This is a genomic window from Saccharococcus thermophilus (assembly GCF_011761475.1).
Classification (GTDB): Bacteria; Bacillota; Bacilli; order Bacillales; family Anoxybacillaceae; genus Saccharococcus; species Saccharococcus thermophilus.
Genome location: NZ_JAASRS010000001.1, coordinates 2,406,508 through 2,431,756 on the forward strand (window position 1 = coordinate 2,406,508; position 25,249 = coordinate 2,431,756).

General features: G+C 43.9%; 29 protein-coding genes. 8 read left to right on the forward strand and 21 right to left on the reverse strand.

Going from position 1 to position 25,249, the window contains the following annotated elements; genetic code table 11:
• Position 1: 1 nt before the first annotated feature.
• On the reverse strand, positions 2 to 979 hold the full coding sequence (gene pdhB / locus BDD39_RS12510) for a pyruvate dehydrogenase complex E1 component subunit beta (protein ID WP_166911100.1): 978 nt from the start codon (positions 977 to 979) through the stop codon (positions 2 to 4).
• 3 nt (positions 980 to 982) lie between these two features.
• Complete coding sequence (pdhA, locus tag BDD39_RS12515) at positions 983 to 2,092, reverse strand: pyruvate dehydrogenase (acetyl-transferring) E1 component subunit alpha (RefSeq protein ID WP_166911102.1); 1,110 nt, start codon at positions 2,090 to 2,092, stop codon at positions 983 to 985.
• Between the two features lie 542 nt (positions 2,093 to 2,634).
• Between pdhA and def the strand changes: the two genes are divergently transcribed.
• On the forward strand, positions 2,635 to 3,189 hold the full coding sequence (gene def / locus BDD39_RS12520) for a peptide deformylase (RefSeq protein ID WP_166912403.1): 555 nt from the start codon (positions 2,635 to 2,637) through the stop codon (positions 3,187 to 3,189).
• Between the two features lie 44 nt (positions 3,190 to 3,233).
• Here def and BDD39_RS12525 read toward each other — a convergent pair whose 3' ends face one another.
• Positions 3,234 to 4,010 carry a Cof-type HAD-IIB family hydrolase gene (locus tag BDD39_RS12525; protein ID WP_166911104.1) on the reverse strand — a complete coding sequence of 259 codons (777 nt, stop codon included), beginning with the start codon at positions 4,008 to 4,010 and terminating at the stop codon, positions 3,234 to 3,236.
• A gap of 491 nt (positions 4,011 to 4,501) precedes the next feature.
• On the opposite strand from BDD39_RS12525, the gene BDD39_RS12530 reads away from it, so the two are divergent.
• The gene (locus tag BDD39_RS12530) at positions 4,502 to 4,711 is read left to right on the forward strand and encodes a DNA-dependent RNA polymerase subunit epsilon (RefSeq protein ID WP_166911106.1); all 210 of its coding nucleotides are present in this window, start codon (positions 4,502 to 4,504) and stop codon (positions 4,709 to 4,711) included.
• A 2-nt stretch (positions 4,712 to 4,713) separates the two neighbouring features.
• The gene (gene rnjA / locus BDD39_RS12535; protein ID WP_166911107.1) at positions 4,714 to 6,381 is read left to right on the forward strand and encodes a ribonuclease J1; all 1,668 of its coding nucleotides are present in this window, start codon (positions 4,714 to 4,716) and stop codon (positions 6,379 to 6,381) included.
• Positions 6,382 to 6,427: 46 nt separating this feature from the next.
• Here the strand turns inward: rnjA and BDD39_RS12540 are convergent, their stop codons facing one another.
• The 5 genes from BDD39_RS12540 to dapD all read right to left on the reverse strand — a co-directional run bounded on the left by BDD39_RS12540 (position 6,428) and on the right by dapD (position 9,996).
• Entirely contained in the window at positions 6,428 to 6,886 is a 459-nt protein-coding gene (locus BDD39_RS12540) for a TlpA disulfide reductase family protein (RefSeq protein ID WP_166911109.1), read from the reverse strand.
• A 66-nt stretch (positions 6,887 to 6,952) separates the two neighbouring features.
• Positions 6,953 to 7,501: a peroxiredoxin gene (locus tag BDD39_RS12545; protein ID WP_166911111.1), complete on the reverse strand. Its 549-nt coding sequence runs from the start codon at positions 7,499 to 7,501 to the stop codon at positions 6,953 to 6,955.
• A 284-nt stretch (positions 7,502 to 7,785) separates the two neighbouring features.
• Positions 7,786 to 8,028 carry a YkuS family protein gene (locus BDD39_RS12550; RefSeq protein ID WP_166911113.1) on the reverse strand — a complete coding sequence of 81 codons (243 nt, stop codon included), beginning with the start codon at positions 8,026 to 8,028 and terminating at the stop codon, positions 7,786 to 7,788.
• A 55-nt stretch (positions 8,029 to 8,083) separates the two neighbouring features.
• The gene (locus BDD39_RS12555) at positions 8,084 to 9,217 is read right to left on the reverse strand and encodes an N-acetyldiaminopimelate deacetylase (RefSeq protein ID WP_166911116.1); all 1,134 of its coding nucleotides are present in this window, start codon (positions 9,215 to 9,217) and stop codon (positions 8,084 to 8,086) included.
• 68 nt (positions 9,218 to 9,285) lie between these two features.
• A complete protein-coding gene (gene dapD / locus BDD39_RS12560) occupies positions 9,286 to 9,996 on the reverse strand; it encodes a 2,3,4,5-tetrahydropyridine-2,6-dicarboxylate N-acetyltransferase (RefSeq protein ID WP_166911118.1) in 711 nt (236 codons plus the stop codon).
• A gap of 173 nt (positions 9,997 to 10,169) precedes the next feature.
• On the opposite strand from dapD, the gene BDD39_RS12570 reads away from it, so the two are divergent.
• Positions 10,170 to 10,904: a TSUP family transporter gene (locus tag BDD39_RS12570; RefSeq protein WP_166912405.1), complete on the forward strand. Its 735-nt coding sequence runs from the start codon at positions 10,170 to 10,172 to the stop codon at positions 10,902 to 10,904.
• On the opposite strand, the gene cbpB is transcribed toward BDD39_RS12570, so the two are convergent.
• The 5 genes from cbpB to fadH all read right to left on the reverse strand — a co-directional run bounded on the left by cbpB (position 10,885) and on the right by fadH (position 14,410).
• The gene (gene cbpB / locus BDD39_RS12575; protein WP_166911120.1) at positions 10,885 to 11,337 is read right to left on the reverse strand and encodes a cyclic-di-AMP-binding protein CbpB; all 453 of its coding nucleotides are present in this window, start codon (positions 11,335 to 11,337) and stop codon (positions 10,885 to 10,887) included. The two genes, BDD39_RS12570 and cbpB, sit on opposite strands and share 20 nt — an antisense overlap.
• 117 nt (positions 11,338 to 11,454) lie before the next feature.
• Positions 11,455 to 11,649, reverse strand: a complete 195-nt coding sequence (gene abbA / locus BDD39_RS12580; protein ID WP_166911121.1) for an antirepressor AbbA — start codon at positions 11,647 to 11,649, stop codon at positions 11,455 to 11,457.
• Between the two features lie 198 nt (positions 11,650 to 11,847).
• Complete coding sequence (locus tag BDD39_RS12585; RefSeq protein WP_166911122.1) at positions 11,848 to 12,090, reverse strand: hypothetical protein; 243 nt, start codon at positions 12,088 to 12,090, stop codon at positions 11,848 to 11,850.
• Between the two features lie 54 nt (positions 12,091 to 12,144).
• On the reverse strand, positions 12,145 to 13,362 hold the full coding sequence (locus tag BDD39_RS12590; protein ID WP_166911123.1) for an EAL-associated domain-containing protein: 1,218 nt from the start codon (positions 13,360 to 13,362) through the stop codon (positions 12,145 to 12,147).
• A 283-nt stretch (positions 13,363 to 13,645) separates the two neighbouring features.
• Entirely contained in the window at positions 13,646 to 14,410 is a 765-nt protein-coding gene (fadH, locus tag BDD39_RS12595) for a 2,4-dienoyl-CoA reductase (protein ID WP_166911124.1), read from the reverse strand.
• Between the two features lie 154 nt (positions 14,411 to 14,564).
• Here fadH and BDD39_RS12600 point away from each other — a divergent pair, with 154 nt between their 5' ends.
• Entirely contained in the window at positions 14,565 to 15,440 is an 876-nt protein-coding gene (locus BDD39_RS12600; RefSeq protein WP_166911126.1) for a metallophosphoesterase, read from the forward strand.
• 146 nt (positions 15,441 to 15,586) lie between these two features.
• A complete protein-coding gene (locus tag BDD39_RS12605) occupies positions 15,587 to 16,021 on the forward strand; it encodes a YkyB family protein (RefSeq protein ID WP_166911128.1) in 435 nt (144 codons plus the stop codon).
• A gap of 89 nt (positions 16,022 to 16,110) precedes the next feature.
• On the opposite strand, the gene BDD39_RS12610 is transcribed toward BDD39_RS12605, so the two are convergent.
• From BDD39_RS12610 to corA, 5 genes are all read right to left on the reverse strand, one after another.
• On the reverse strand, positions 16,111 to 17,319 hold the full coding sequence (locus tag BDD39_RS12610) for a GGDEF domain-containing response regulator (protein WP_166911130.1): 1,209 nt from the start codon (positions 17,317 to 17,319) through the stop codon (positions 16,111 to 16,113).
• A 79-nt stretch (positions 17,320 to 17,398) separates the two neighbouring features.
• Positions 17,399 to 18,304 carry a chemotaxis protein gene (locus BDD39_RS12615; RefSeq protein WP_166911132.1) on the reverse strand — a complete coding sequence of 302 codons (906 nt, stop codon included), beginning with the start codon at positions 18,302 to 18,304 and terminating at the stop codon, positions 17,399 to 17,401.
• Between the two features lie 242 nt (positions 18,305 to 18,546).
• On the reverse strand, positions 18,547 to 19,197 hold the full coding sequence (locus BDD39_RS12620; RefSeq protein ID WP_166911134.1) for a glycoside hydrolase domain-containing protein: 651 nt from the start codon (positions 19,195 to 19,197) through the stop codon (positions 18,547 to 18,549).
• An 80-nt stretch (positions 19,198 to 19,277) separates the two neighbouring features.
• On the reverse strand, positions 19,278 to 19,832 hold the full coding sequence (locus tag BDD39_RS12625; protein ID WP_166911136.1) for a TIGR00725 family protein: 555 nt from the start codon (positions 19,830 to 19,832) through the stop codon (positions 19,278 to 19,280).
• 74 nt (positions 19,833 to 19,906) lie between these two features.
• Complete coding sequence (gene corA / locus BDD39_RS12630) at positions 19,907 to 20,881, reverse strand: magnesium/cobalt transporter CorA (RefSeq protein WP_166911138.1); 975 nt, start codon at positions 20,879 to 20,881, stop codon at positions 19,907 to 19,909.
• Between the two features lie 208 nt (positions 20,882 to 21,089).
• Here corA and BDD39_RS12635 point away from each other — a divergent pair, with 208 nt between their 5' ends.
• Together BDD39_RS12635 and BDD39_RS12640 are read left to right on the forward strand one after the other, a co-directional pair.
• Entirely contained in the window at positions 21,090 to 21,317 is a 228-nt protein-coding gene (locus BDD39_RS12635) for an IDEAL domain-containing protein (RefSeq protein WP_166911140.1), read from the forward strand.
• 177 nt (positions 21,318 to 21,494) lie between these two features.
• A complete protein-coding gene (locus BDD39_RS12640; RefSeq protein WP_166911142.1) occupies positions 21,495 to 22,652 on the forward strand; it encodes an aminotransferase A in 1,158 nt (385 codons plus the stop codon).
• Between the two features lie 47 nt (positions 22,653 to 22,699).
• On the opposite strand, the gene BDD39_RS12645 is transcribed toward BDD39_RS12640, so the two are convergent.
• The 3 genes from BDD39_RS12645 to BDD39_RS12655 form a co-directional block, all read right to left on the reverse strand.
• The gene (locus BDD39_RS12645) at positions 22,700 to 23,467 is read right to left on the reverse strand and encodes a 2-phosphosulfolactate phosphatase (RefSeq protein ID WP_166911144.1); all 768 of its coding nucleotides are present in this window, start codon (positions 23,465 to 23,467) and stop codon (positions 22,700 to 22,702) included.
• Between the two features lie 9 nt (positions 23,468 to 23,476).
• Positions 23,477 to 24,532 (reverse strand): phosphotransferase family protein, encoded by a 1,056-nt coding sequence (locus BDD39_RS12650; RefSeq protein WP_166911146.1) that lies wholly within the window; start codon positions 24,530 to 24,532, stop codon positions 23,477 to 23,479.
• A gap of 121 nt (positions 24,533 to 24,653) precedes the next feature.
• On the reverse strand, positions 24,654 to 25,220 hold the full coding sequence (locus BDD39_RS12655; RefSeq protein ID WP_481886301.1) for a TetR/AcrR family transcriptional regulator: 567 nt from the start codon (positions 25,218 to 25,220) through the stop codon (positions 24,654 to 24,656).
• Positions 25,221 to 25,249: the final 29 nt, after the last annotated feature.

The window sequence follows — 25,249 nt, forward strand, 5'->3', positions numbered from 1 at the left end:
TTTAGAAGTTAATAACTTTTTTCGCTGTTTCCATGACATCTTTAAAGTTAGGCAGCCATACCGATTCCGCTTGAGAGAACGGATAGACCGTATCTGGAGCGGTGACGCGCAACACAGGAGCCTTGAGGCTTAAAATTGCCCGTTCATTAATTTCTGCCACCACATTGGCTGCAATTCCCGCTTGTCTTTGCGCTTCTTGCACAACGATCGCCCGTCCGGTTTTTTCGACGGAACCAATAATCGTTTCAATATCCAACGGCTGAACGGTGCGCAAGTCGACTACTTCCGCAGAAATGCCTTCTTTTTCTAATTCTGCCGCTGCTTTTAACGATTCATGCACCATCGCGCCATAAGCGATGATCGTAATATCTTTTCCTTCCCGCTTGATGTCCGCTTTGCCGATTGGAATCGTGTATTCTCCTTCTGGCACTTCCTGACGGAACGAACGATATAATTTTAAATGTTCCAAGAAAATAACTGGATCGTTGTCACGAATAGCAGAAATAAGCAAGCCTTTTGCATCGTACGGAGTGGAAGGAATGACTACTTTTAATCCAGGCTGTTGCGCGACTAATCCTTCCAAGCTGTCAGAGTGCAATTCCGGTGTATGCACGCCGCCGCCAAACGGAGAACGAATCGTAATCGGAACGTTGTAGCGACCGCCGGTACGATAGCGGATGCGCGCCATTTGCCCGCAAATAGCATCCATTGCCTCATAGACAAAGCCAAAGAATTGAATTTCCGGAACCGGACGGAATCCTTGCAGGGCTAGTCCAATCGCAAGCCCACCGATTCCTGATTCAGCAAGAGGCGTGTCAAATACCCGGTCTTCGCCAAACTCCGCTTGCAATCCTTCTGTCGCCCGGAATACACCGCCGTTGACCCCAACGTCTTCCCCAAATATTAACACGTTCGGATCGTTTTTTAATTCGATGCGCAACGCATCCGTGATCGCTTGAATCATTGTCATTTGCGCCATGGCTTACTTCGACTCCTTCTCTTTATAAATTTCATACTGTTCTTTTAAGTTAAATGGGAGATCTTCATACATGATGCTAATTAAATCCGTTACTTTTTGTTTTGGCGTTTCATCCGCTTTTTTAATGGCTTCTTTAATTTCTTCTTTCGCTTGTTCAATTACTTTGTTTTCTTCTTCCTCGCTCCATAAGCCTTTGTTTTCCAAAAACTTACGGAAACGGACAAGCGGATCTTTTTTCTCCCATTCATTTTCCAATTCTTTCGTACGATAGCGAGTTGGGTCGTCCCCTGACATCGTATGCGGACCGTAGCGGAAGCATAATGTTTCAATGAGCGTCGGCCCTTCGCCATTAATCGCGCGCTCACGAGCAGCACGTACGGCAGCATATACGGCTAATGGATCCATTCCATCAACTTGAATGCCTGGAATTCCTGCCGCTGCCGCTTTTTGCGCGAGCGTTTTTGCTGCCGATTGTTTTTCAACAGGAGTAGAAATAGCAAAGCGGTTGTTTTGCACAACGAAAATTGCCGGTGCTTTAAACGCTCCCGCAAAGTTGATTCCTTCGTAGAAATCTCCTTGCGATGTGCCGCCATCACCTGTATATGTAATGGCTACTGCTTTTTTGCCGCGTTTTTTCAATCCTAACGCCACGCCTGCTGCTTGAATGTATTGGGCACCGATAATAATTTGCGGCGGCAGTACGTTTACCCCTTCCGGAATTTGATTGCCGTGGAAGTGACCGCGTGAGAACAAGAACGCTTGATAAAGCGGAAGACCGTGCCAAATAATTTGTGGAACGTCACGGTATCCAGGCAAAATAAAATCTTCTTTTTCCAATGCGAAATGGCTCGCAATTTGGCTTGCCTCTTGTCCTGCTGTTGGCGCATAGAAGCCTAAACGCCCTTGACGGTTTAACGAAATGGAGCGTTGGTCAAGAATGCGGGTGTATACCATGCGGCGCATTAATTCTTTAAGCTGATCGTCGCTTAAGTCCGGCATTGCCGCTTCGTTTACTACCTCTCCTTCTTCGTTTAAAATTTGAAATGTCGGGAATTGCTCAGCAATTTTTTCAAGCTGCTCTGTAAAATTAAATTGGGATGTTTTTACACCCATTCTGTTCACCTCTACCTTTCGTAAATTTAAAAAATAAGGATCAGTCAACATTGATTCATATAGCATTAATTTACCCCAAATCGTGGATAAATAAAAAACAGTTGCCCTTGTTCCACGGCGTAAAGGGACGAAAAAAGATAGAAAACATCTGTATTAATTATTTAATTAACGAAATTAGTACAACTTTGTCTACAGATTTAAGTTTACACTTTATTTTATTATCCGTCAATTACTTTGATTTATCGTGATTTTTTAATAATTAAATGATATAACAAGAGTATTTGTATGTAATCTGTTATATTACAAATCATAAACCTGTATTAATTCTGTTTTATATTTTCTCAAAATATAAGGAGGCTATAAAAAATCGGCCTCCATCACGCAAATATATTATTTCCATATATCATACAATCACTTCTTTTGTCTGTCGCCTTTTATTTCTCTTCCTTCCTGATCCATCTTTTTCATTTTAGTTTACGTCCAAAATACATTTTTGTTAGACTTAATTCAGACATCAACGCCATACGGGGAGTGAAGATATGATGATTACAATGAAAGATATTATTAAAGAGGGACATCCAACGCTGCGAAAAATAGCCGAACCCGTTTCTCTTCCTCCGTCGGAAGAAGATAAGCAAATTTTGCAAAGCCTTCTTGATTACGTAAAAATGAGCCAAAATCCCGAACTTGCCGAAAAATATGGATTGCGTCCGGGAATTGGATTAGCCGCGCCGCAAATTAATGTATCGAAGCGAATGATTGCCGTTCATGTCACCGACGAGAAAGGCACGTTATATAGCTATGCGTTATTTAATCCGAAAATCGTCAGCCATTCTGTTCAACAATGCTACTTAACGAGCGGAGAAGGATGTTTGTCCGTCGACCGCGACGTTCCAGGATATGTGCCGCGCTATGCCCGCATTACCGTAACAGGGACGACGATCGATGGCGAAGAAGTAACCTTGCGCTTAAAAGGATTGCCTGCCATTGTCTTTCAACATGAGATCGATCATTTAAACGGCATTATGTTTTATGACCATATCGATCCGCAAAATCCTTTTAAAGTGCCGGATAATGCCATTCCCATCGAACGTTAAACGCAAAAAGGGCATATATCCCCACATCTGGATATATGCCCTTTTTACGGAATTAATTCGAGCTGTTTTAATCCGTATAATATTCCTTCTTCCCCAACCGGTTTTGTAATGAAATCGGCTGCTTTTTTCACTTCCTCCCGTGCGTTGCCCATCGCAACGCCAGTTCCCACGAATTTTAACATTTCGATATCATTCAACCCGTCGCCGAACGCGTACACATCCTCTTTCGCAATGCCGAGTTTCTCAATCATTCTTCGGATTCCCTCGGCCTTCGATCCTCCTACCGGCAATACGTCGGTCGATACATTATGCCAGCGGACAAAGCGAAACTGCGGATATGCTTTTATATACATTTGTTCTTCTTCTGCCTTGCAAAATAAAAGCGCTTGATAAATGTCTTCATTTTCATAATAAAGCGGATCAAACGGAGGATGAGGAAATTTCAGGCTTCCCATACTGACATGGATATACGGATGATTCTCCATGCTCGCTCTCATCTCATTCGCGTTCATAAAAACGAGCGGATGACCGTTTTGGTGCGCATCTTCCTTTAATTCATGCAATTTTTGCCGCTCAAGGGGATGCTTATAAATAACGTCTCCTTCGAATACTACGTATTGTCCGTTGAAACTGACGAAAGAATCAATTCCTAACTGCTTTCGCAAGTTAGCAAACATAAACGGCGCTCTGCCTGTGGCAATCGCTACATAAACATTCGCCTTTTTCAATTCCTGAACCGCTCTTATCGTCGACGGCGGGAGTTGCTTTTCATCATCAAGCAGCGTTCCATCAATGTCAAAAAACACGATTTTTCTCTTCACAGTCTCTTCCCCTTAATGCTTAATTTCTTCATTCTTTATCGTACTGAAAAAAACTGAAAATGTCAAACAACAGTCGTATCCCCGTTCCACTTTTATCCATGAAAAACAAGCCTTTGTTCACATATAATATATAATAGAAAGGACATTTACATTCACCAAGAAATGAGTACAATAAAAAGTAAGGAGTGATGAAAATGTTGAAAAAGCTGAAAAAAAAGCTGCTTCAACAATGGAAAGATTTGCTCCGGAAAAAATCGATCGCCTAACCTTTACGATAACAGCCCTTCCCTAAGAAGGGCTTCTTTCTAAAAGAAGCGAATGAAAATATAAAAATTCGTCAAAGATGGTACATATCATGTTTTTCCTCTCAACTTATCCCATTTTCATTTACCATTTGCCATCACAATAGCGAAAAAACATGAAAACTACCCTTATTTTATATATAATAAAAAAGTTAAAGAAATAATCGTTCAATAAGGAGAGATTTGGCAATGATTTTTAAAGTGTTTTACCAGGAGAATCCTGATGAAGTGCCTGTGAGGGAAAAAACAAAAACCATCTATATTGAAGCAAAGTCGGAACGGGAAGTACGCCAAAAACTGCAAGGACGCACGATGAACATCGAATACATTCAGCCGTTAGAGGGAGCTCATCTAGAATATGAAAAGAAAAATCCTGATTTTAAAGTATTGGAGATTTGAATATGAAATTTTTAAGTGATCAACAAGTTGGCGTATTTGCTCTCGGCGGATTAGGGGAAATCGGAAAAAATACATATGGCGTACAATTTCAAGATGAAATTATTGTCATTGACGCGGGAATTAAGTTTCCGGAAGATGAGTTGCTTGGAATCGACTATGTCATTCCTGACTATACGTATTTAGTAAAAAACGCAGAAAAGGTAAAAGGACTGTTCATCACTCACGGGCATGAGGATCATATCGGTGGAATTCCATACTTGCTCAAGCAAGTCAATATTCCTATTTACGGTGGAAAATTAGCGCTTGGATTAATCCGCAACAAGCTAGAAGAGCATGGGTTGCTGCGCCGGGCAAAACTAATTGAAATTCGCGAAGACGATGTCATTCGTTTTCATAAAACAGCGGTGACGTTTTTCCGGACGACGCACAGCATTCCTGACAGCTACGGAATTGTCGTTAAAACTCCAGTCGGTCAAATCGTTCATACAGGTGACTTTAAGTTTGACTTTACCCCAGTTGGCGAACCAGCAAACTTGACAAAAATGGCGGAGATAGGAAAAGAAGGGGTTCTTTGTTTGCTTTCTGACAGCACGAACAGCGAAATTCCGCATTTCACAATGTCAGAACGCCGCGTCGGCGAAAGCATTCATGATATTTTCCGCAAAGTGCAAGGACGCATTATTTTTGCGACATTTGCCTCCAACATTCATCGGCTGCAGCAAGTAACGGAAGCGGCCGTGATGAACAATCGGAAAATTGCTGTGTTCGGAAGAAGCATGGAGGCCGCGATTGAAATCGGCCAAGAGCTTGGATATATTAAATGCCCGAAAGATACATTTGTTGATGCCAATGAAATCAACCGTCTTCCTGCCAACCGGGTAACGATTTTATGTACTGGCAGTCAAGGAGAACCAATGGCGGCGCTGTCGCGCATCGCCAATGGCACCCATCGCCAAATCCAAATTATGCCTGGCGATACGGTTGTTTTCTCTTCTTCGCCAATTCCGGGCAATACGGTAAGTGTCAATCGAACGATTAATATGCTGTACCGCGCCGGGGCTGAAGTTATCCATGGACCACTGAACGATATTCATACCTCCGGACACGGCGGACAAGAAGAGCAAAAGCTAATGATCCGTTTAATGAAGCCGAAATATTTTATGCCGATTCACGGCGAATATCGCATGCAAAAAATGCATGCCAATCTTGCAATCGATTGCGGAGTTCCGGAAGAAAACTGCTTTATTATGGATAACGGCGAAGTGCTTGGGTTAGGCGAAAATGACGCACGTATCGTCGGCAAAATTCCATCCGGCTCCGTCTACATTGACGGTAGCGGAGTCGGCGATATCGGGAATATCGTCTTGCGCGACCGCCGCATTCTATCGGAAGAAGGCCTTGTCATCGTCGTTGTCAGCATTAACATGAAAGAGTTTAAAATCGCGGCCGGTCCGGATATTATTTCACGCGGGTTCGTCTATATGCGCGAATCGAGCGATTTAATCAATGAAGCGCAGGCCCTCATTACGAAACATCTTGAAAAAGTGCTTGAGCGCAAAACAAATCAATGGTCGGAAATTAAAAACGAAATTACGGATACCCTCGCTCCGTTCCTATATGAAAAAACAAAACGGAGACCGATGATTTTACCGATTATTATGGAAGTATAAAAAAACAGCTGTTCCTAAGCAGGAACAGCTGTTTTTTTTCCTATTATTACTGCTGTGCCTTTTCCGTTTCATCCAATACGCGGTTTACCCGTTTTTCGAGCATTTTCATGCCGCTTCCGCCTGCTTGGAAATGACGCAGTTTGCCTTCCGCATCAAATACGTAGTAAGCAGGCACGTATTGATTTTCAAAAGCATCGGTAATTTTATGTTCGTTATCCACTAAAATCGGCTGCGTAATGCCATGTTCTTCGGCAACTTTTTTGACCAATTCGATATCCAAGTCTTTTTCTGAACGCGGCATGTGAACGGCAATGACGTTCAGTTTATCCTTATAGCGGTCGCGAAACTCATTTACTTGTGGCATTGCTTCTTTGCAAAGATGGCAGCTTACTGACCAAAAATGAATTAATGTTGGTTTTTCCCCAATCAATTGGTCTCTTGTTACTTCGCCGTTGAGCGTTGCGGTAGCTCCCGTTAATTCGGGCATTGGTTCACGTAGTTTCAATATTCATCCCTCCATTGTTAAAGAAAGGTCTAACGTCGAGTTAGACCTTTCTAATTACATGATCCATTATACTTCCAATGTTTTTTGACCTGGTTTCCAGTTTGCTGGGCAAAGACCGCCAGTTTGTAAAGCTTGTAGCACACGCAATACTTCGTCTACGCTGCGGCCAATGTTGTTATGGTGAACAACTGCGTATTTTAATTCACCTTCTGGGTCAATGATGAATAGACCGCGAAGCGCAACACCTTCTTCTTCAATAAGAACGCCGTAGTCGCGAGAAACTTGGTGAGTAGGGTCTGCTGCTAATGGATATTTAATTTCTCCAATACCGTTTTCTTCGCGAGGTACATTCATCCAAGCTTTATGAGAATATACAGAGTCTGTTGATACGCCGATCACAACGGCATCTAAATCTTCAAACTCATCATAGCGGTCAGAAATTGCCGTGATTTCTGTCGGGCATACGAACGTGAAATCCATTGGATAGAAGAAGAGCACAGTCCATTTGCCGTTTTTCATATTTTCTTCAAGGCTGACACGTCCGAAGTCGCCGTTTGGCAATACTGCTTGCATTTCGAAGCGAGGTGCTTGTTTTCCTACCATACGCTCTGCCATATGTATCCCTCCATTTTCTTTTTTTCAATAGTGTTTTCAGTGGAGCAACCTAACCTGCCACCAAGTAATATTATAATGATATTATTATTTTTAGTCAATATTAAATGATAATTAATTTAAAAAGAAAGTTATTCTTCATTACCTTGTATATCCAAATTTGGTATACCCTAATATTGTTCCGTTTAAACAACCTTATTTTATTTTCAGTATATTATTAGTTACGATAAAAATAAAAATTATTTGCTCTAAAAAACGGGCTGTTGGTACGGACAGCCCGTCAACGATTAACGCAATTTTTCTTCTACTTTTTGACAAATTTCTTCTGCTGTCAGGCCGCTTGCTTCGATGACAGGACCAGCAGTCATCGCATTTTGAATTCCCATTACATTGGCATCTTGGCCTGTAATGACGCAACAGTCGCAGCCCTTCACATCATTTTCCCCGCGAAGCGGAACGATTTCATGTCCTCTCGCTTTTAACGCTTCTTGGACAGCCGTTAGCGAATGCTCTACCCCAATTTTTGCCATAGCACTCCACCTCCTCACATACATAATGTGCCTTAATGAAGGTGGAACTATACCATTAACCGTTGTTTCCTTTCCACGAAATATACGATGTCAAAAAGGCAATGGCCCGATCGATCGCCGCTTCATTTGGCGCCAGTTTCGCATGATGCAGTCCATAAGGCGAATCAACACCAAGCCAAAACATAAACCCCGGGATTTCCGCAAGCATATAGCCAAAATCTTCGCCTGTCATGGCTTCTTTGCAGCGGATCAACTGCATCTCTGGATAACTTTCGGCAAACTGGATAAATTCCGCCGTCAGCTGCGGATCGTTATACACTTGATGGTACATCGCACCATAGTCAATTTCCGTCTCGCATTGATATGCGATTTTTATTCCATTAACCATCGCTTCAATTCGCTCTTTCACTTTTTTCATCGCATCGACCGACAAGGTGCGGATCGTTCCTTCTAAACGGGCGCGCTCGGCAATCACATTTTGCACTGTCCCGCCGGAAATTTTGCCTATCGTAATCACCGCGCTATCAAGAGGATCGACATTCCGGGCGACGATAGACTGAAGCTGCGTGACAAGCGCGCAGGCGGCCACGACCATATCGTTCGCTAAGTGTGGAAACGCGGCGTGTCCTCCTTTCCCTTTTAAATCAATAAATAGTTCCGATGTATTGGCAAACAGCAAACCTTCTTTCGTTGCAATCGTGCCGACCGGATATTCCGGGGCGATATGCAGCGCGATAATCATATCCGGCTTCCACGTTTGCATGATATCGCTTTCGAGCATCGGTTTTGCCCCGCCTGGTCCTTCCTCTGCCGGCTGGAAAATAAATAATAGGTCGTCTTGGATCGGGTGGTTTGCGAAATAGGTGAGCACTCCGAGTGCGATGCTCATATGCATATCATGACCGCACGCATGCATATTTCCCTCGTGCTCCGAGCTGTATGGCAACCCCGTTTCCTCTTTAATCGGCAGGCCGTCGATATCAGTGCGGTAGCCGATCATTTTTCGCGGCGCTGTCCCCTTTACTTTTACAAAAATCCCGGTTTTCCACGTTTTGATCTCCAAACGTTCTTGCGGCAACGTATGAATATAACGCAATAAATATTGCTGCGTCTTAAATTCTTGAAACCCTAGCTCCGGAATTTTATGCAGATCGCGGCGAATCGCGACAAACGGACTAATGGATGACATATAGAATCCCCCTTCATTTGCAAAAAGAGCTGACCCAAAGATGGGACAGCTTTCATGTTTGGTTATGTTTATAACTGGCGAAGTTCTTGTTTAATTTCTGTTTTTGCTCTTGTTTTTTCATCAATTTGCTTAATCACGCGCGCCGGCACCCCAGCCACCACCGTATACGGCGGCACATCTTCAACGACAACAGCGCCGGCAGCCACGACCGCACCTTTGCCAACCGTGACGCCTTCTAAAATAACGGCGTTTGCGCCAATAAGAACGTCGTCCTCCACAACAACCGGCTTAGCGGAAGGCGGCTCAATGACCCCTGCCAAAACGGCGCCAGCGCCAACATGGCAGTTCTTTCCGACCGTTGCGCGGCCGCCAAGCACCGCATTCATATCAATCATCGTTCCTTCACCGACAACGGCGCCGATGTTAATGACAGCTCCCATCATAATAACCGCGTTATCGCCAATTTCAACTTGATCGCGAATAATGGCGCCCGGCTCAATGCGCGCTTTTACTCCTTTCAAATCAAGAAGCGGAATCGCGGAATTGCGGCGATCATTTTCAATGACATAGTCCTCAATTTTTTCTTTATTGGCTTCCAGCACCGCTTGAATTTCTTGCCATTCGCCAAAAATAACGCCGGTATTCCCTGTAATAAATGTTTTCGCGCTTGGACCAAAATCGATTCCTTCTAGGTCTCCCTTTATGTATACTTTAACAGGCGTTGATTTTTTGCTGTTTTGAATAAAAGAAATAATTTCATTTGCATCCATCATCTTCATGGGCGACATCCTCCTTTACATCTGTATTCTTTTTTACTTTAGCAAAACAGAGATCATCGTGACAAGCATAAGCATAAATTCATGGAACAAAATTTTGCAGCACCTTCTGGAAGGCTTGTACTTGTGGAAGGTGCCATGCTGCTTCCGAGCTGATAAGCCATGTATCTCTCGTCATCGGTTCGCCATGCTTATTCCTCGTTGGGTTTGCTACTTCATTCGTTGGTACATTAGCTGGCGGCGGCCTTATTGGAATGCCCGTTCTGCTTATGATCGGTGTTCCTATCCATCAGGCCATTTCCGCCGCCAAGTTTTCCAATACAATCAGCTCGTTTTCCAGCTTCTTCATCCTATTTCGCCAGCAAAGCATTCGTTGGAAACAGTTGTTGCTCATCATTCCTATTAGTCTCGGTGGAGGAGCAACAGGAGGAGCCATCGCCTCATTGCTGTCTGAACGAACGATGACCATCATCGCTATTATTTTGTTAATGTTCGCACTATGCTTGCAAGCTTTCAAAAAACAGCCTGAGCAAGCAGCATCGGCTCCTGCTCTCCCTAAAACCTTATATCCTATTCTTTACGGCATTAGCGTCTATGACGGAATGTTTGGACCAGGCCAAGCAACAATGCTCATGTATGCTTATTTGCGCATCGGCATGGATTACCTATCTGCCATTGCGTTTACAAGATTTCAAACTTTTATTAGCTGCTTCGGAGCGCTGACATCCTACTTATACAATGGTCATGTCAACTGGCATATCGCTCCGTTCCTAGCGGTTGGATCATTCATCGGCGCACAATTATCGGTACGAGTCGCGCAAAAGATGAATCAAAAACAGCTGCAATTTTTATTGCACACCATTACCTTTCTGCTTATCGTCCAGCTTATTTTTAATATGGTTTATCATTAAGCTTCCGCAGTTGTTTACTCAATCGTTTCAGTATTTCTCGTCTCGTAAAAATCCCTTCAAAATAGCCATCTTTATTTTCTACACAAACAAACGGATAGTTGACAATCAGTCCAATTCCTTTAACGATATCATCATCCAATAAAAGACGCGGAATGTCCTTATTCATCACTTCTTCGACTTTCATCGTTTCGAGCCGCTCAAATTCAATGCGTTCCAATCCTAAAATCGCATCCATAATCATCGTCATGCTAATTAATCCGTGGAGTTTATAGGAAGTGTCTAATACAGGAATAGCGGAGTAACCGGTTTTTGTTAATACTAATAACGCGTGGTCTAAATAGTTCCCAAGCTGGACGTGCGCTACTTTATCGGAAGGAATAAGAAACTGCGCCACCGTCATCTTGGCAAATTCTTTGTTTTCCAAAACTGTCATGCTTGTCTTCCGCCTTTCTCTTTTTAGCGTTTCCCCTCTTCAGTTTATCATATTTTATTGCCTCCCATAAAAAAAATACTATCGCTTACTAACGAAGCGATAGTCCTATGTAAAATTCTATGTTTCCTGAAGAAGACGGTCATATAAACGCAAAAGCTGTTGATATCGCTTTGCATCTACCTGCTTATCCCCATTTTCGATATCAGCCAGCTCACAGCAAACAAGCTCTAATGCATATCGTTGTGCAAACAAAAGTTCCAAAAGCAATCGTTGCTCTTCATGCGATAATGTTTCCTGCACCGGCTTTGCCATTTTTTATTCCCCCTTTGCAATCTTTATTTCATATATATTCCATGAAAACGGAAAAAAGTCATGAAAAAAACCCTTCCTTCCTCGTAAAAGGTTTTATTGTCCGCCGCCCGAGCACATTTGGTTTTATTCACTTACGCATAGCCATTTATATAACGATAAACAAAAAAAGAGCACTCCTTAATAGGACTGCTCCATTGCTTATTTGCCATACCCGTAGCGTATCGCCAAATAAAAAATGACAATTACCGCCAGCAAAATCGGAAGCAAATACGCTAAGAAAACAGGATTGCGCAAAAAGATATGCTGCTGCACGCCCTTTGGGATCGGGCCATCGAGTTCTTCCTGCCATTTTTGCTGGCGGCCGAGACGGTACGTGTAGACAAATCCGATAACGGCAATAAAAACGACAAGGATGGACAATACAAACATCAGTTGTGCCATTGTTTCTTCACCTCATGCTTACTTTGCCACGAGGAAAAAATTTTATACCCACCTTTAATAATGAGCGTCGTGTTCGAATAAGTAATCATACGATAAATCAATAAACAAGTAGTGCCGATCGTCAATTGGATACGAATACGTGCGGATCGTTTCCCCGGTTTCGATGTCGGCGTATAAATCGGATAAAATTCCCCGTTTGCGGGAGCGCATGCGAATAATATTTTCTAAAAAGTACGGCCGCCAGCTCCAATTTTTCATATAATATTGCGGCTCAAGCTCCCAGCGGCCGTTGCGCTTAAACATATTGGCGGACTGCTGAAAACCATCCTCGTCGCAAACATAAATGCGGAAACAAACGTCATTCAGCTCATTCGCCAAAAGTGAAATCAGCTCATTAAAATCAGCGACTTTCTTATATTTGGCCAAAAGCGCCGTCAGCCGCTGCTGAAACTGCTCGGAAATATGATAAAGCGTTTCTAGCTTTTTCTTTTCCTGCTGGATAAAATGATGGCATTCCTGACGCAGACGTTCCTTTAACATATCGCGCGGCACCAATTCCGGAGAAGGTTTCGCCAAATAGTACCCTTGGTAATAACGGCCGCCGTTTCGCCACGCGTATTGCAATTGAAAAGAGGTTTCGATATCTTCGTATAAAAGCGTAGCGCCGATTTTGCGGGCTAGCAGCGAAATAGAATACACAATGTCCTGATACGCTTGATGAACAGAAGTTTTTCGCAATTGACGCAAATCAATTTTCAAAATATCTGGTGACAGCACGCCGATTCTTTCTAAATTGCTGCTATGCTCTCCGATATTGTCTACCGCAACTTTTACTCCATATGTACGGATATAGGTTAATAAATGGCTTAACTGATCTAAATCTCCTTTAAAATGCTGCTCATTAATTTCGAGCACAACGCGTTCCAGCGACAACCCTCTTGTTTCATATTGAAGAAGCAGCTGCAAAAATGAATCGGCACGGTCAAGCATCAATAAATTCGCATCACGATTCAAAAAAATAAGCGGTGTGTAATCATCGAGGGAGAGAAAATAATCAAGCGCTTTTTTGGTTACCACTTCATCTACTTCTAAACGGAATTCTTCCGGTATTGTATCATCGTGAAAAAACGAACCTAAGCTGACAACTTCTGTTTCAGACTGATATCTTCCTAATACTTCATAGCCAATGACACAATGTTCATCAGCGCTAAAAATTGCCTGATAGTATGGAAAAACTTGCTGCAAATTCGCCATTACATCCAACGCGTCCACCTTGCTCACCTCTTTTGCATACACCCTCTTTGTCTTCATTATATCATACGTCCACCTTCGATAACTGCATCGTGAAGACTATCCTATCTAAAAAATGTTTGCATGAAATAAGCATTCGTCCATGTCGCCAAAACAAAAAGCGGTTCCCTGCCCTTAGGAAACCGCTTTTCCATGTGAACTGCCCTCCACTTCGCTTCGTTTAAAGTGTGGGGGTAGAAGCGACACGCAAGAACTACTTTACGCTTCTTCTCATTTCGAAGGCGTTCGTTTTCCTACCTTTATGTTAAAACGGGCGCCGATTGAGCCATTGCCCTCCATCGATCGTAATGCATTCCCCATTGATATAAGCCGCATCATCCGAGAGCAGAAAAGCAGCAAGAGCGGCGACTTCTTCCGGTGTGCCAAGACGCCCTAACGGAACGCTTTCAATCGTCAGCCTTTCCGCTTCCTCTGATTCCCACAGCTTCTCTGCTCCTCCCGTCCGCTCAATCGGTCCAGGAGCAATCGCATTAACGCGGAATCCGTATTTTTTCCCCCATTCAACAGCTAGCGTTCTTGTCATCGCCAATACTCCCGCTTTCGCACTTGCGGAATGAATCACCCCTGCGCCGGCATGCCAAGCATATGTAGCAACAATGTTGATGATCGAGCCCTTTTGGCCTCGTTGAATCCAGTAGTTCCCGACCTCGCGGCTGCAATAAAATGTACCGTTTAATACAATGTTGATGACGCTATTCCAGCCATTAATCGATAGCTTTTCCGCCGGACAAATAAAATTGCCCGCCGCGTTATTGATGAGTGCGTCAATTCTGCCAAACTCCGCATCCGTCCGTTTGACCATTTCCGCCACTAACTCCGGATCGCGCACATCCATTTGTATCGGCAGCACTTTTCCGTTCGGCGATTCAATCTCTTTTTTCGCTTCTTCAAGCGCTTCGAGCCGTCTTCCGGTAATAACGACATTGGCGCCGTCTGCGGCAAATCGCTTTGCCATATACTTCCCCATCCCGCTCGAACCGCCGGTGATAATAATGACTTTTCCGTTCATGTTTCTCCTCCTTTATAAATATAAAATGACTGATTATTCATTCATCTTCATCTTACTATAAAAGTAGCGAATTTTCTAACATTATTTTTATCCTATTGTTCTTTTCTTTTATTTTCCGCTATAATAAAACTAATTGTGAAAGGACGGCATGATGATGGAACATTTGGAAACCGTAAAAATGAACAGGCGCACATTTTTAAAAAAAATGATTCTTACCGGCGTCGGCGGAATATTGTCAACGACATCCAGCTATGGTTACGCCCGTTTTATTGAGCCGGCGCAATTAACCGTTACCCACCATATTATTTCCCATTCGCTGATCCCAAAAGAGTTTACCGGGACAAAACTGTTGCAATTTAGCGATGTTCATTTAGGGCATTATTACGGATTGCAACGCTTTCACCATACGATCGCGAAAATAAACGAATTACAGCCCGATATCGTAGTGTTTACCGGAGATTTGCTGCATGAGCCAAACAAGTATCCACACATTGGTGCGATTACCGACGCACTTTCCCACATTCGCGCTCCGCTCGGAAAATTTAGCATTTACGGAAACCATGACCACGGTGGATATGGAACCGATATATATCGCCATATTATGGAGAAAGCCGGTTTTCACATGCTTGTCAATGAGCACGTTCTCATTCGGCGACAGCATGGGCGGTTCATCGCCATCGCCGGCAGCGATGATATGATGCTTGGCAGGCCAAACTTCGCGAAGATGGTCGAGTCGATTCCCGACTCTACTTATACGATCGTGCTGTTGCATGAGCCGGACGGTGCCATACAAACAAGCCGCTATCCTGTTCATTTGCAACTATCCGGGCATAGCCACGGCGGGCAAATCCAGCTTCCGTTTATCGGTCCGTTAATCACCCCGCCGCTGTCGGAAAAATATTATGAAGGATTTTACCGTATTCGCCATTTAACGTTATATGTAAACCGTGGGCTTGGAACAACAAGGGTACCGCTCCGCTTTTTGTCGCCGCCGGAACTGACCGTTTTTACATTGCAGCATCGCACATAAAAGATGAATCAGCAGCGGAAACAACCGTCCAGCACCGCTATAGAGGTTGTTTCATGAGCTCATGGCGGCATTCCCTTCTCACCTGTTGTAAACATATGTTCATTTTGTATAATAAAAAATAAAATAAATAAAAAGGAGATAGGTTGATGAAACCGTTAGAACTGACGGTGGACAACATAGCAAAAGCCATTTTTACCGTCAATCGTCATGCCAAAACGGCATTAAATCCTTCTTTTCTCTACCTTTTGAAGAAAAAAGCGATTGAAAAGCTGCTGCAAGAAGGAAAGGCAAAAAAAATCGGCCTTCACTTTTCCCGCAATCCAAAATATAGCCAACAGCAATCCGACGTGCTTGTTTCTGTCGGTGATTACTATTTTCATATTCCTCCGACAAAAATAGACTTTTCGACACTTCCGCATCTTGGAGCACTGGATGATTCCTACCGCAATCCTGTCACAAGAATGCCTCTATCCCAAGCGAAAGCGTTGCTGCAAGCCTACACCGGGATCAGCGAAACTCCTCCGAAACGAAAACAACCACAGCAAAAACCAGTATTTAAACGGCTTGGCGAAAGCTACTAAAAACGGCTTCCGAAAGTCGGGAGCCGTTTTTCTGTCTTGACAAAGCGAAGCTTAAATATTAGATTCATCTACTACATTTCGATCCTTTTTCAGCAGCGCTCATCCGCAGGCTTAGCGACCGTTATGCAGTTTCCTCCTTGTTGCTTTGCGGCATATAGAGCTTGATCCACCAACTCCAGCCAATATTCCAGCGGCTTAGAAGGATCATTGATTTCAACAATCCCGCCTGAGAACGTGCAAGAAATTTGCCGGCCTTCTGTTTCAATCAAATGCGTGCTAAAATCATTCCGCAATCGCTCGACCACGCGTAAAGCATCGCCGACCGCTGTTTTTGGCAATAAAACAATAAACTCCTCGCCGCCAAAGCGGACGACGGTATCCCCTATCCGCGTCTTACGGCAAAGAAAGCGGGCAAATTCCTGGAGCACGATATCGCCGACGAGATGACCAAAACGGTCATTAATTTGTTTAAAATGATCTAAATCGAGCATCGCTATGCAACTTAGTTCATGAAACCTCTCCAAATCGCTGCTTAAGCTTTCATACGCTTTTTTTAAATATTTACGATTATATACTTGTGTCAGTTCATCTACCAACACCAATTGGTCGATCCTTTTTTTCTTCTTCCATAAGCGGTACATTCGCACGATCAATTCATCGATGGCAAACGGTTTAGCAATAAAATCGTTCGCTCCCAGCTGATAACTTTTTAACCGCATTTCTTTCCGGTGGTCGTCACTAATCATCACGATCGGTATAAACAGTTGTTTTTGTGCATTTTCCAACAGCTGAAGCAGATGAAGGTTTTGCAGTTCCTTCTCGCAAACATCGATCACCATGCAGTCCGGAGGCTCCTCGTAGACAAAGGAAAGTGCTTTCTCGATTTGTGGCACTTCAGCAACTTGCCATCCCACTTGCTTAAGACCTTCTTTGATGTACATAAAAAATAGGATGTCGTCTCCAACAAGCCAGATCGTCGGGGCATCGCCTGAACTAGTTTCCTCGGCAATACCCGCAACAGCAAAAGGTTCTTCCTCCTTCACGTAACAAAGTTTCATTACGGGAAAAATATAGGAGGCTACCTCGTCTACCGTCCACTTTTGTTGCAGCTGCTCTTTCAATTCATTGAAAAGCTGACGCGCCTTTTCCTCAATATCATCCCCTCCGATAATGGTTGCTGTTCTTGCCGCGGAATGGAGGAAGCGGAGCAGCTCCTCGCGGGAAACAGATTGCTCTGTTTTCCACCGCTTTAGCTGTTCCCGAATGTTATTTACAAATTGCGCTACATACTGATTCATCCGCTCCCCCTCCTTATTTTTCTGCCAGACAGCGAGTTTGGTAATGGTAAGGATTAACACTTTTCATCTCACAGCGGCGTTATAAAATATAGCTGTCAATCATCTCGATCAGCTCACCAATTTCCGGCTTGCTTACTTGGGCTGTTGCGCCGACTTTCGCTCCTTTATGGCGAAGATCGTCAGTAATAAGAGAAGAGAAAATGATGACAGGAAGTTTCTTTAACCTATCATCTTCCCGAATCCGTTTTGTAAAATGATGACCATCCATTTGCGGCATTTCAATATCAGTAATGACAAGTTGCACTTCTTCTGTAATATCTTTTCCGTTGGCCACAACCGATTGCAAATAATCAAGCGCTTCTGCCCCGTTCTCAAAAAATTCGACGCGTTCATAGCCAGCTTCCGATAATGTTTCGTGAAGCAACTTTCGCAATAATGGAGAATCTTCAGCGACGATGATCTTTTTTTGTGAACGCTCCCGCTTTCCAAGTTTTTTGACTTGCTGCATGTTTACGCCTAAATCCGGATTCATATCAACCATGATTTTTTCAAAATCCAAAAACAAAAGCATTTGCCCTTCCACTTTGACAATGCCGATCACTTGCCCTTCTAAGCCTTGGTACATTTGCGACGGCTTTTCGATCTGCGTCCAGGAAATGCGATAAATGCGCGTTACATTATGCACGTGAAATACAATCTTTTGTTTATTGAATTCTGCCACGATAAACTTGTCATTCTCAGGGTGGACGGAAGCAGGAAAATGAAGCGCTTTTGCTAAATCGATAACCGGCAACACTTCCCCGCGAAGCTCAATAATCCCTTCCATATAAGGATGGGAATGAGGAATTTTCGTAATTGGAAGGGGAGTCACAATTTCTCTTACTTTCATCACATTGATGGCGAAACGCTGATCACCAAGTAAAAACTCAATAATTTCTAATTCATTCGTCCCACTTTCCAGCAAAATAGGTGATTTTTCCGGCATTGGTTCATACTTCCTTCCTAATTTAAATAGTCGATATAACCTATAATCATTATAGCGTTGAAGACATAAAATAAAAAATACTTTTCAACGCTTCGATATCATCCGCTCCTCCCCTGCTTCCCTGTGGCAATAAGAAATAGCATAAAAAATAGTTGCAGCGAAACAGCCACAACTATCCGGCAAGTGAACCTCCCCTCCTAAATGCTTCGCATATTATAGGAGAATGCGGCGAGGGCTTTGGTTCAATACAAAAAATCAAGGAGGCGGCGATCCGCCAAATTGGTATCCACCGGACACTCTCCGGCATCGCGGCCGTATTGCCAAGCCCAAACGTTTGCACTGCAATTCGGTGAGGCCGGCTGATATCTTGGCGCTTTTTGTTCTTTTGTCGTCCCCGGTCTTGGCGCCGAACTCCAAATAATCGCTTGCACGGCCACTTGATTGTTTCTTTGTACCGCCTCACAATAAGCAGCCGCGAAATTCCCTTTCGTCGGATCGGCATACAATCCTGGGCGATACCCTGTCGGATACAGCGTTTCCACCCAGGCGGCAATCCAAGATGCATCAACGGCAAAAAAATCTTCAATATTTGCAAATAACACCTTATTTTTTGGAATGCCGAGGCGTCTCGCATGAAATATTGCGTTGCGCGCCGCCACTTGTCCGTTGACATATCCAACTGCTTCACGGAACGCATTATAAATAGGCAGCACTTTTATCCCATAGTTTCTAATACGTGTAATTTCTTCTTTCGTCAAGCCATCGGAAACATTCGGGACATCCGATAAATAACGCCCCCAAAATTTTGGGTAGCCAAGTTCGTTTTTTACGCATTGAAACAGTTGTTCAGTTACAACCTGAGACGAATCTACTCCCCAGATGCCTTTGGCCATCAGCTTCCCCCTTTCTGACGCTCTTCTACCATACATATATATGAAACTGACGGCCTGTTTCATACAACCGTTCCTGCTGATTAATCACCGATTCGTCCCGTATTTTTCATCACATCGATCGGCTCTTCCATTCGCTGAAATGCCAGTTCTACTGCTTCTTTTGCCGAGCGGCAAAAGGCGATTTCCACCGTACGACGCTCGTCTAAATAACCGCCTTCATAAGCAACCTCTTTTATTCTAGCGGCCCATCCCCCAGTCGTTTCGATAATCACCACTGGTTTTTTATTCATATAGGCCGCCGATAATTCGCCCAGCGTTCCGTTTCCGCCGCGGATCATAATGAGTGCATCGGCGGAATGAACAAGAATGAGGCTGCGAAAGTCAAAATAAAGGCCTGTTGTAATGGGAATGTCGATATAATCATTTGCGACATCGACGCGATCGCCCGCTAAAATGCCGACGACAAGCCCCCCTGCTTCTTTCGCTCCTTTCGATGCCGCCTCCATGACACCGCTCCCTCCGCCTGTCAATAAAACAGCGTTGCGCTTGGCGATTTCTGCTCCCACTTCTTCTGCGATATGTCGCACCTCGTCAGGAATATCCCCTGACTGTCCGATAACCGCAATCCGTTTCATTTTCCCTCTCCTTTATGTACTTTTCTTTTTTATATCATAATATACTCAAGAAGCACTGCCATCAGACGCTTCCATCACCGCTTATCTTTCATGCCCTTATGAAACCGGAACCAGCCGTTCCGTTTAAACCAGAAAGACATCGAAATCGCAATGAAGGCCATCACCCCGAGAACGGCAAAATAACCGTATTTCCAATGTAGTTCCGGCATATAATCAAAATTCATTCCGTAAATGCCGGAAATAAACGTCAAAGGCATAAAAATCGTCGTAATGACGGTTAATGTCATCATGATCGTATTCATTCTGTTTGAGTTTAACGACAAATAGCTATCGCGAATATCTGACGTAATCTCGCGGTTCGTTTCAATCATTTCTGATAGTTTCAATAAATGGTCGTAAATGTCATGAAAATACAATTGCCGCTCTTTCATCCTCTGCAGGCGGTCAGAATGAATAATTCGATACAATAAATCGCGCATCGGCACAATCGTTCTGCGCAGCTTCGATAAGTCGCTGCGAATATCAAACACTTTTTCAATAATTTCTTCAATCGTCTCATCATTCGTATTTTCCTCTAATTCATTCAATACATCTTCAATATGGTAAATCGGCGGAAAATAGTCATCGACAAGCTTATCGATAATGCGGTACATGATATGAAAAGGGCCCTGCTGGAAGTCATCCTCGTGTTGAATTCGCGTCCATACTTCGTTTACGGCGTGAATCGATTGCTTATGAAACGAAACGATAAAATTTTGCCCGACAAACAAATCCACTTCCTCTGCTTCAAGAGAGTTTCCTTCAATGGCATGCAACACAACAAACAAATACCGATCATAAAAATCGAGTTTTGGCCGCTGCACATACTCCAAACAGTCCTCAATCGCCAGCGGGTGGAAGTGAAAGAAATCGGCAAGCAACTTTGCCTCGTCTTCTGTTGGTTCATGAAAATCCACCCAATACCAGGAAACATCGGCACTGTTTACAAATGGAAGCGCAACATCATATATAACCTCAAAATCTTTTGTAACAACGCACGTTCGGATCATAGAAACCACCTTATTGTCCATAGTTTGCTTCCTTTACTTATGATAACCGAAAAACGGTTATATCCCAACTAAAAAAGGGATATGTATATGGCGTAAAGAAAAAAATTGACAAAAAATATTTATCAAAATTTTCTTTACTTTTTTTGTAAAAAATGATGATAATATAAAAAAGGGGACTTATCAGTTCCCAAATAGGGAGGAATCACATATGTATGAAAAACAGTATCCTCACGAAGGCGCCATTTTATTTAACCAAACGGAGGAGAAAAACAGCTATGGTCCGCTGGCCGAGAAAGTGCTAGAGCAGGCAATCTTTCAGTTTCAAAAACAAAAGTTAATGGAAAAAATTGATGAAGCTCTTATCGCACGAAACAAGGCCCTCTTTTTCGAACTTTCCACCCAATATAATGAGCTTCTAAAAAAATACGGTGCGTAATTAAAGGAGAGAAACATGTTGGAGTGTGAAACGCCAGAGTCATATCGTCAAATAAGGTGAGTCCCTTTCTCGTCAATGTTCTAATAAGAAACGAAGGGGACTCACTTTTATTTTTCACCTTCATCCACAAACATGGTAAAATGAGAACAAACGATCACAACGGAAGGATGACGATGAGTGGAACATTTGATTCATTCTCGCGTAAAAAATATAGAAATATCAGGAATACGAAAATTTTTTAACATGGTGGCAGACCATCCTGATTTAATTTCATTAACGATTGGACAACCTGATTTTCCGACGCCGGAACATGTCAAAGAAGCAGGAAAAGAAGCGATTGCCGCCAATTTTACCGCCTACACCCATAATGCTGGTTTTCTCGAACTGCGGCAAGCTGCATGCCGTTTTGTTGCTGAAAAGTACGGATTATCGTATGAACCGGATGAGGTGATTGCGACCGTCGGGGCAAGCCAAGCGATTGACATTACCTTCCGCACCATTTTAGAAGAAGGTACGGAAGTAATTTTACCTGGTCCCGTCTATCCCGGATACGGACCGCTCATTCAACTATGCGGGGCAAAACCAATATATGTCGATACACGTTCCAATGGATTTCGCCTATCGGCAGAATTAATCGCTCCTTATTTAAATGAGCGGACCCGCTGCATTGTGCTCCCGTACCCTTCAAACCCGACAGGGGTCACTTTATCGGAACAAGCGCTGCGGGAAATCGCCGAATTAGTAAAAGGGCGGCCGATTTGGATTGTTTCCGATGAAATTTATAGCGAGCTTGTATACCATGGCAGACACCATTCCATCGCTAAATGGCTGCGCGACCAAACGATTGTGATCAATGGGTTGAGCAAATCACACTCGATGACAGGCTGGCGCATCGGGTTCGTATTCGCTCCTTCTTTTGTAACGAAACATATGATTAAAGTGCACCAATATAGCGTTTCCTGCACCTCTTCAGTGTCGCAAAAGGCGGCGCTGGCCGCTTTAACGGCAGGAAAAAATGACGCGGAGGCGATGCGCAACCAATATAAACAGCGGATGGAATATGCGTACGATCGCCTTGTCGGCATGGGGCTTCAAGTGGAAAAGCCTGATGGCGCCTTTTACTTATTTCCATCGATCGCTTCGTTCGGTCTCTCATCTTTTGATTTTGCCCTTGATGTGGTCCATAAAGCCGGCGTTGCGCTCGTTCCCGGCAGCGCTTTTTCCGAATATGGCGAAGGATATGTGCGCCTTTCGTACGCGTATTCCTTTGATGTGCTGAAAGAAGGACTCAACCGTTTAGAGCGATACATAAAGGAAAAACAGTGGGTGCGATAAACAAAACACCCACTGTTTTTCTTTGCTTGAATGGGCAACGAGCCTCTTCATATAGAAAATGACCGCCTCATTGCATCATGAATTTCTCCCCCCAATTCTGTTTTTTCAAATACGGGAACAACGGAAAGTGCGCCGTGCTGATTAATATAATCGATATCCCGTTCCAGGCCGTGCGCCGTCATCCACTGCCCGACCCGCGAAGAGGCAAGCACCGTTTTCCCCACGTTTTCCGTCTTGTATTTTTCATAAAAGAGCCACGCCGCCATGGCGCTGTCGGACAAGTCGCGGGCAGAAACACCGTTTTGCAGTAGGCAGGAAAGAAAATAGCCTGCCCCGTAAAAATCTTCTAAACAAAATCGCCCCGATGAACCGGAACAGATCGCGACAATCGTTTCCGACGCATGCCGTCGGCAAATATGCTCGCTGAGCGCTGGTCCGTTCATTAGGCTCCCGACGTAAAGATGATTGGCATGCATCGCCTTGCGGATCGCCACCGTGCCATTTGTCGTTGATAAAATAATCGTTTTTCCCGGACAGAACTTTTGCAAAAAAAGCGGAGCCGGAGAACGAAAACCGTCAATCGTCCGGCCTTCGTATTCGCCGACAAGCTCATAGCTCCCGTTTGGAAGGAGACGGGCTTTTTCCCGCGCTTCCTCTGCATTTCGCACCGGAATGACAGAAGCAGCGCCAAACGACAGGGCTGCGGTAATCGTGGAAGTAGCGAGCAAAATGTCGAACACGACCGCTATTTTTCCGTCTGTTAAAGCTGTTTCATCAATATCTTCTTTGCGAAAGACGACATGTACTTTTGCCATGGATTCACCTCAGCGCATTGCTAACTGCCATGCGTGTTGGACGAGTGACTGAACAAACTTCCCAAAATCGCGGAAGCGTTCATCATTCGTCTGCCCGCGGCGGTAGCGATAATAAATCTGCTGGGCGATGACAGCGAGTTTAAAATAAGCAAAAGTCAAATAAAAGTGCATATTCGAAATATCCCGTCCGCTTTTTTCTGCGTATGCCTGAATAAATTCCTCGCGCGTATAAAAGCCGGGATAAACGGTGACCGGCGCTTTGCCAAATCCGTTTTTCAACTGCGGCGGATCGTCCTTTTCCATCCAGTAGCTCATCGCCACAGCCAGATCGGCAAGCGGATCACCGACGGTGGACATTTCCCAGTCAAACAAGCCGGCCATTTGCGTGACATCATCTTCGGCAAACAGCGCGTTGTTTAATTTATAATCATAGTGGATAATCGTCGCTTCGTTGTTTTCCGGAATGTGACTCACAAGCCATTTCGTCAGCGCTTCCACTTCTTTAATTTCATCCGTTTTTGCCCGTTCATAGCGCTGAATCCAGCCATGTACTTGCCGTTCCATAAATCCTTCTGGCTTCACCATCTCGATGAGACGAGTTTTTGTATAATCAAGCTGATGTACTTGTACAAGCGTATCAACCATCGTTTCCGAGATTTTCCGGCATCGTTCTTCTGTAGGAGCGATGTGCGCCGGGAACTCCGTATCTAGCACGACGCCACGGCGCCGCTCCATCACAAAAAATGGGCTGCCAATAATCGATTCATCCTCGCAAAATAATAACGGTTTCGGCGCCAGCGGAAAAATTGGATGAATTTCCGTCAGCCATGTGCTTTCCCGCTTCATATCATGCGCTTTCGGCGGAACGGGGCCAAACGGCGGCCGCCGCAAAACGGCTTCCCACTCTCCGCATGAGAGCAAATACGTTAAATTGGAACGTCCGGCAGAAAACTGTCTGACTTGCAACGTGCCCTCTGGGAAATCCGGCAGTGTTTTTCTTAAAAAATCGGTCAATTTTTCAACAGGCAGCTCTTCTCCTTTACGTACAGGAATGATCGCCGTCATGGCAATTTCTCCTTTCCATTACGAGCGTTTGGCATATTCATCCTTTATCCTCTTTTCAACCGACTGGTTAGTATGTTCCAAATAAGCTACTTGGCATGCAAACACCAAGCAGCCGTACTTTTCACTTTTTCGCCATTCCTTCCAGCAAGATCGCAACCATCTGTTTCGCTACCTCGAAATCGCTCAATTCCCTATCAGGCCGAAACCATTGGTAGCTCCAGTTTGCCGCTCCTAAAACGGTCAGCGTTGCGATGGAAGGAGGAAAATCGTCACGGAGCTCGCCGTTTCTCATTCCTTCTTCTATTAACGATTGCAGGTTGTAACGAAACAAGTCCCGCTTTTCCACAATTTTCTTTAAATGTTCTTCATTTAAATGTTTCATTTCCCGGAAAAAAATGCGCGCCTGTCTTCCTTGTTTCTCGATGCTATGGATGAGCATGTAGACGATTTCAAACACTTTTTCTTTAACCGTTTTTGTGGAATCATCCATAATGTTTTTTTGTTTTTCGAGCAGCCCTTCAATATAGCGAAGATGAATATCCATTAATAATTCTTCTTTGCTTTTAAAATAGTAGTAAAACGTTCCCTTTGTCACGCCAAGCATATCCACAATATCTTGAATGGAAGTTTCGCTAAACCCTTTTTGTTCAAATAGCGCGATGCTTGCCACCATAATTTTTTCTTTCACGCTCTTCCACCTTTCCCTCTATCATGTTT

Bases quoted from the DNA above. Each gene is read 5' to 3' on its own strand.
- pdhB (WP_166911100.1), bottom strand. From the start codon at position 979: ATGGCGCAAATGACAATGATTCAAGCGATCACGGATGCGTTGCGCATC.
- pdhA (WP_166911102.1), bottom strand. From the start codon at position 2,092: ATGGGTGTAAAAACATCCCAATTTAATTTTACAGAGCAGCTTGAAAAA.
- def (WP_166912403.1), top strand. From the start codon at position 2,635: ATGATTACAATGAAAGATATTATTAAAGAGGGACATCCAACGCTGCGA.
- BDD39_RS12530 (WP_166911106.1), top strand. From the start codon at position 4,502: ATGATTTTTAAAGTGTTTTACCAGGAGAATCCTGATGAAGTGCCTGTG.
- rnjA (WP_166911107.1), top strand. From the start codon at position 4,714: ATGAAATTTTTAAGTGATCAACAAGTTGGCGTATTTGCTCTCGGCGGA.
- BDD39_RS12545 (WP_166911111.1), bottom strand. From the start codon at position 7,501: ATGGCAGAGCGTATGGTAGGAAAACAAGCACCTCGCTTCGAAATGCAA.
- BDD39_RS12550 (WP_166911113.1), bottom strand. From the start codon at position 8,028: ATGGCAAAAATTGGGGTAGAGCATTCGCTAACGGCTGTCCAAGAAGCG.
- BDD39_RS12555 (WP_166911116.1), bottom strand. From the start codon at position 9,217: ATGTCATCCATTAGTCCGTTTGTCGCGATTCGCCGCGATCTGCATAAA.
- dapD (WP_166911118.1), bottom strand. From the start codon at position 9,996: ATGAAGATGATGGATGCAAATGAAATTATTTCTTTTATTCAAAACAGC.
- cbpB (WP_166911120.1), bottom strand. From the start codon at position 11,337: ATGACAGTTTTGGAAAACAAAGAATTTGCCAAGATGACGGTGGCGCAG.
- abbA (WP_166911121.1), bottom strand. From the start codon at position 11,649: ATGGCAAAGCCGGTGCAGGAAACATTATCGCATGAAGAGCAACGATTG.
- BDD39_RS12585 (WP_166911122.1), bottom strand. From the start codon at position 12,090: ATGGCACAACTGATGTTTGTATTGTCCATCCTTGTCGTTTTTATTGCC.
- fadH (WP_166911124.1), bottom strand. From the start codon at position 14,410: ATGAACGGAAAAGTCATTATTATCACCGGCGGTTCGAGCGGGATGGGG.
- BDD39_RS12600 (WP_166911126.1), top strand. From the start codon at position 14,565: ATGGAACATTTGGAAACCGTAAAAATGAACAGGCGCACATTTTTAAAA.
- BDD39_RS12605 (WP_166911128.1), top strand. From the start codon at position 15,587: ATGAAACCGTTAGAACTGACGGTGGACAACATAGCAAAAGCCATTTTT.
- BDD39_RS12610 (WP_166911130.1), bottom strand. From the start codon at position 17,319: ATGAATCAGTATGTAGCGCAATTTGTAAATAACATTCGGGAACAGCTA.
- BDD39_RS12615 (WP_166911132.1), bottom strand. From the start codon at position 18,304: ATGCCGGAAAAATCACCTATTTTGCTGGAAAGTGGGACGAATGAATTA.
- BDD39_RS12620 (WP_166911134.1), bottom strand. From the start codon at position 19,197: ATGGCCAAAGGCATCTGGGGAGTAGATTCGTCTCAGGTTGTAACTGAA.
- BDD39_RS12625 (WP_166911136.1), bottom strand. From the start codon at position 19,832: ATGAAACGGATTGCGGTTATCGGACAGTCAGGGGATATTCCTGACGAG.
- corA (WP_166911138.1), bottom strand. From the start codon at position 20,881: ATGATCCGAACGTGCGTTGTTACAAAAGATTTTGAGGTTATATATGAT.
- BDD39_RS12635 (WP_166911140.1), top strand. From the start codon at position 21,090: ATGTATGAAAAACAGTATCCTCACGAAGGCGCCATTTTATTTAACCAA.
- BDD39_RS12645 (WP_166911144.1), bottom strand. From the start codon at position 23,467: ATGGCAAAAGTACATGTCGTCTTTCGCAAAGAAGATATTGATGAAACA.
- BDD39_RS12650 (WP_166911146.1), bottom strand. From the start codon at position 24,532: ATGACGGCGATCATTCCTGTACGTAAAGGAGAAGAGCTGCCTGTTGAA.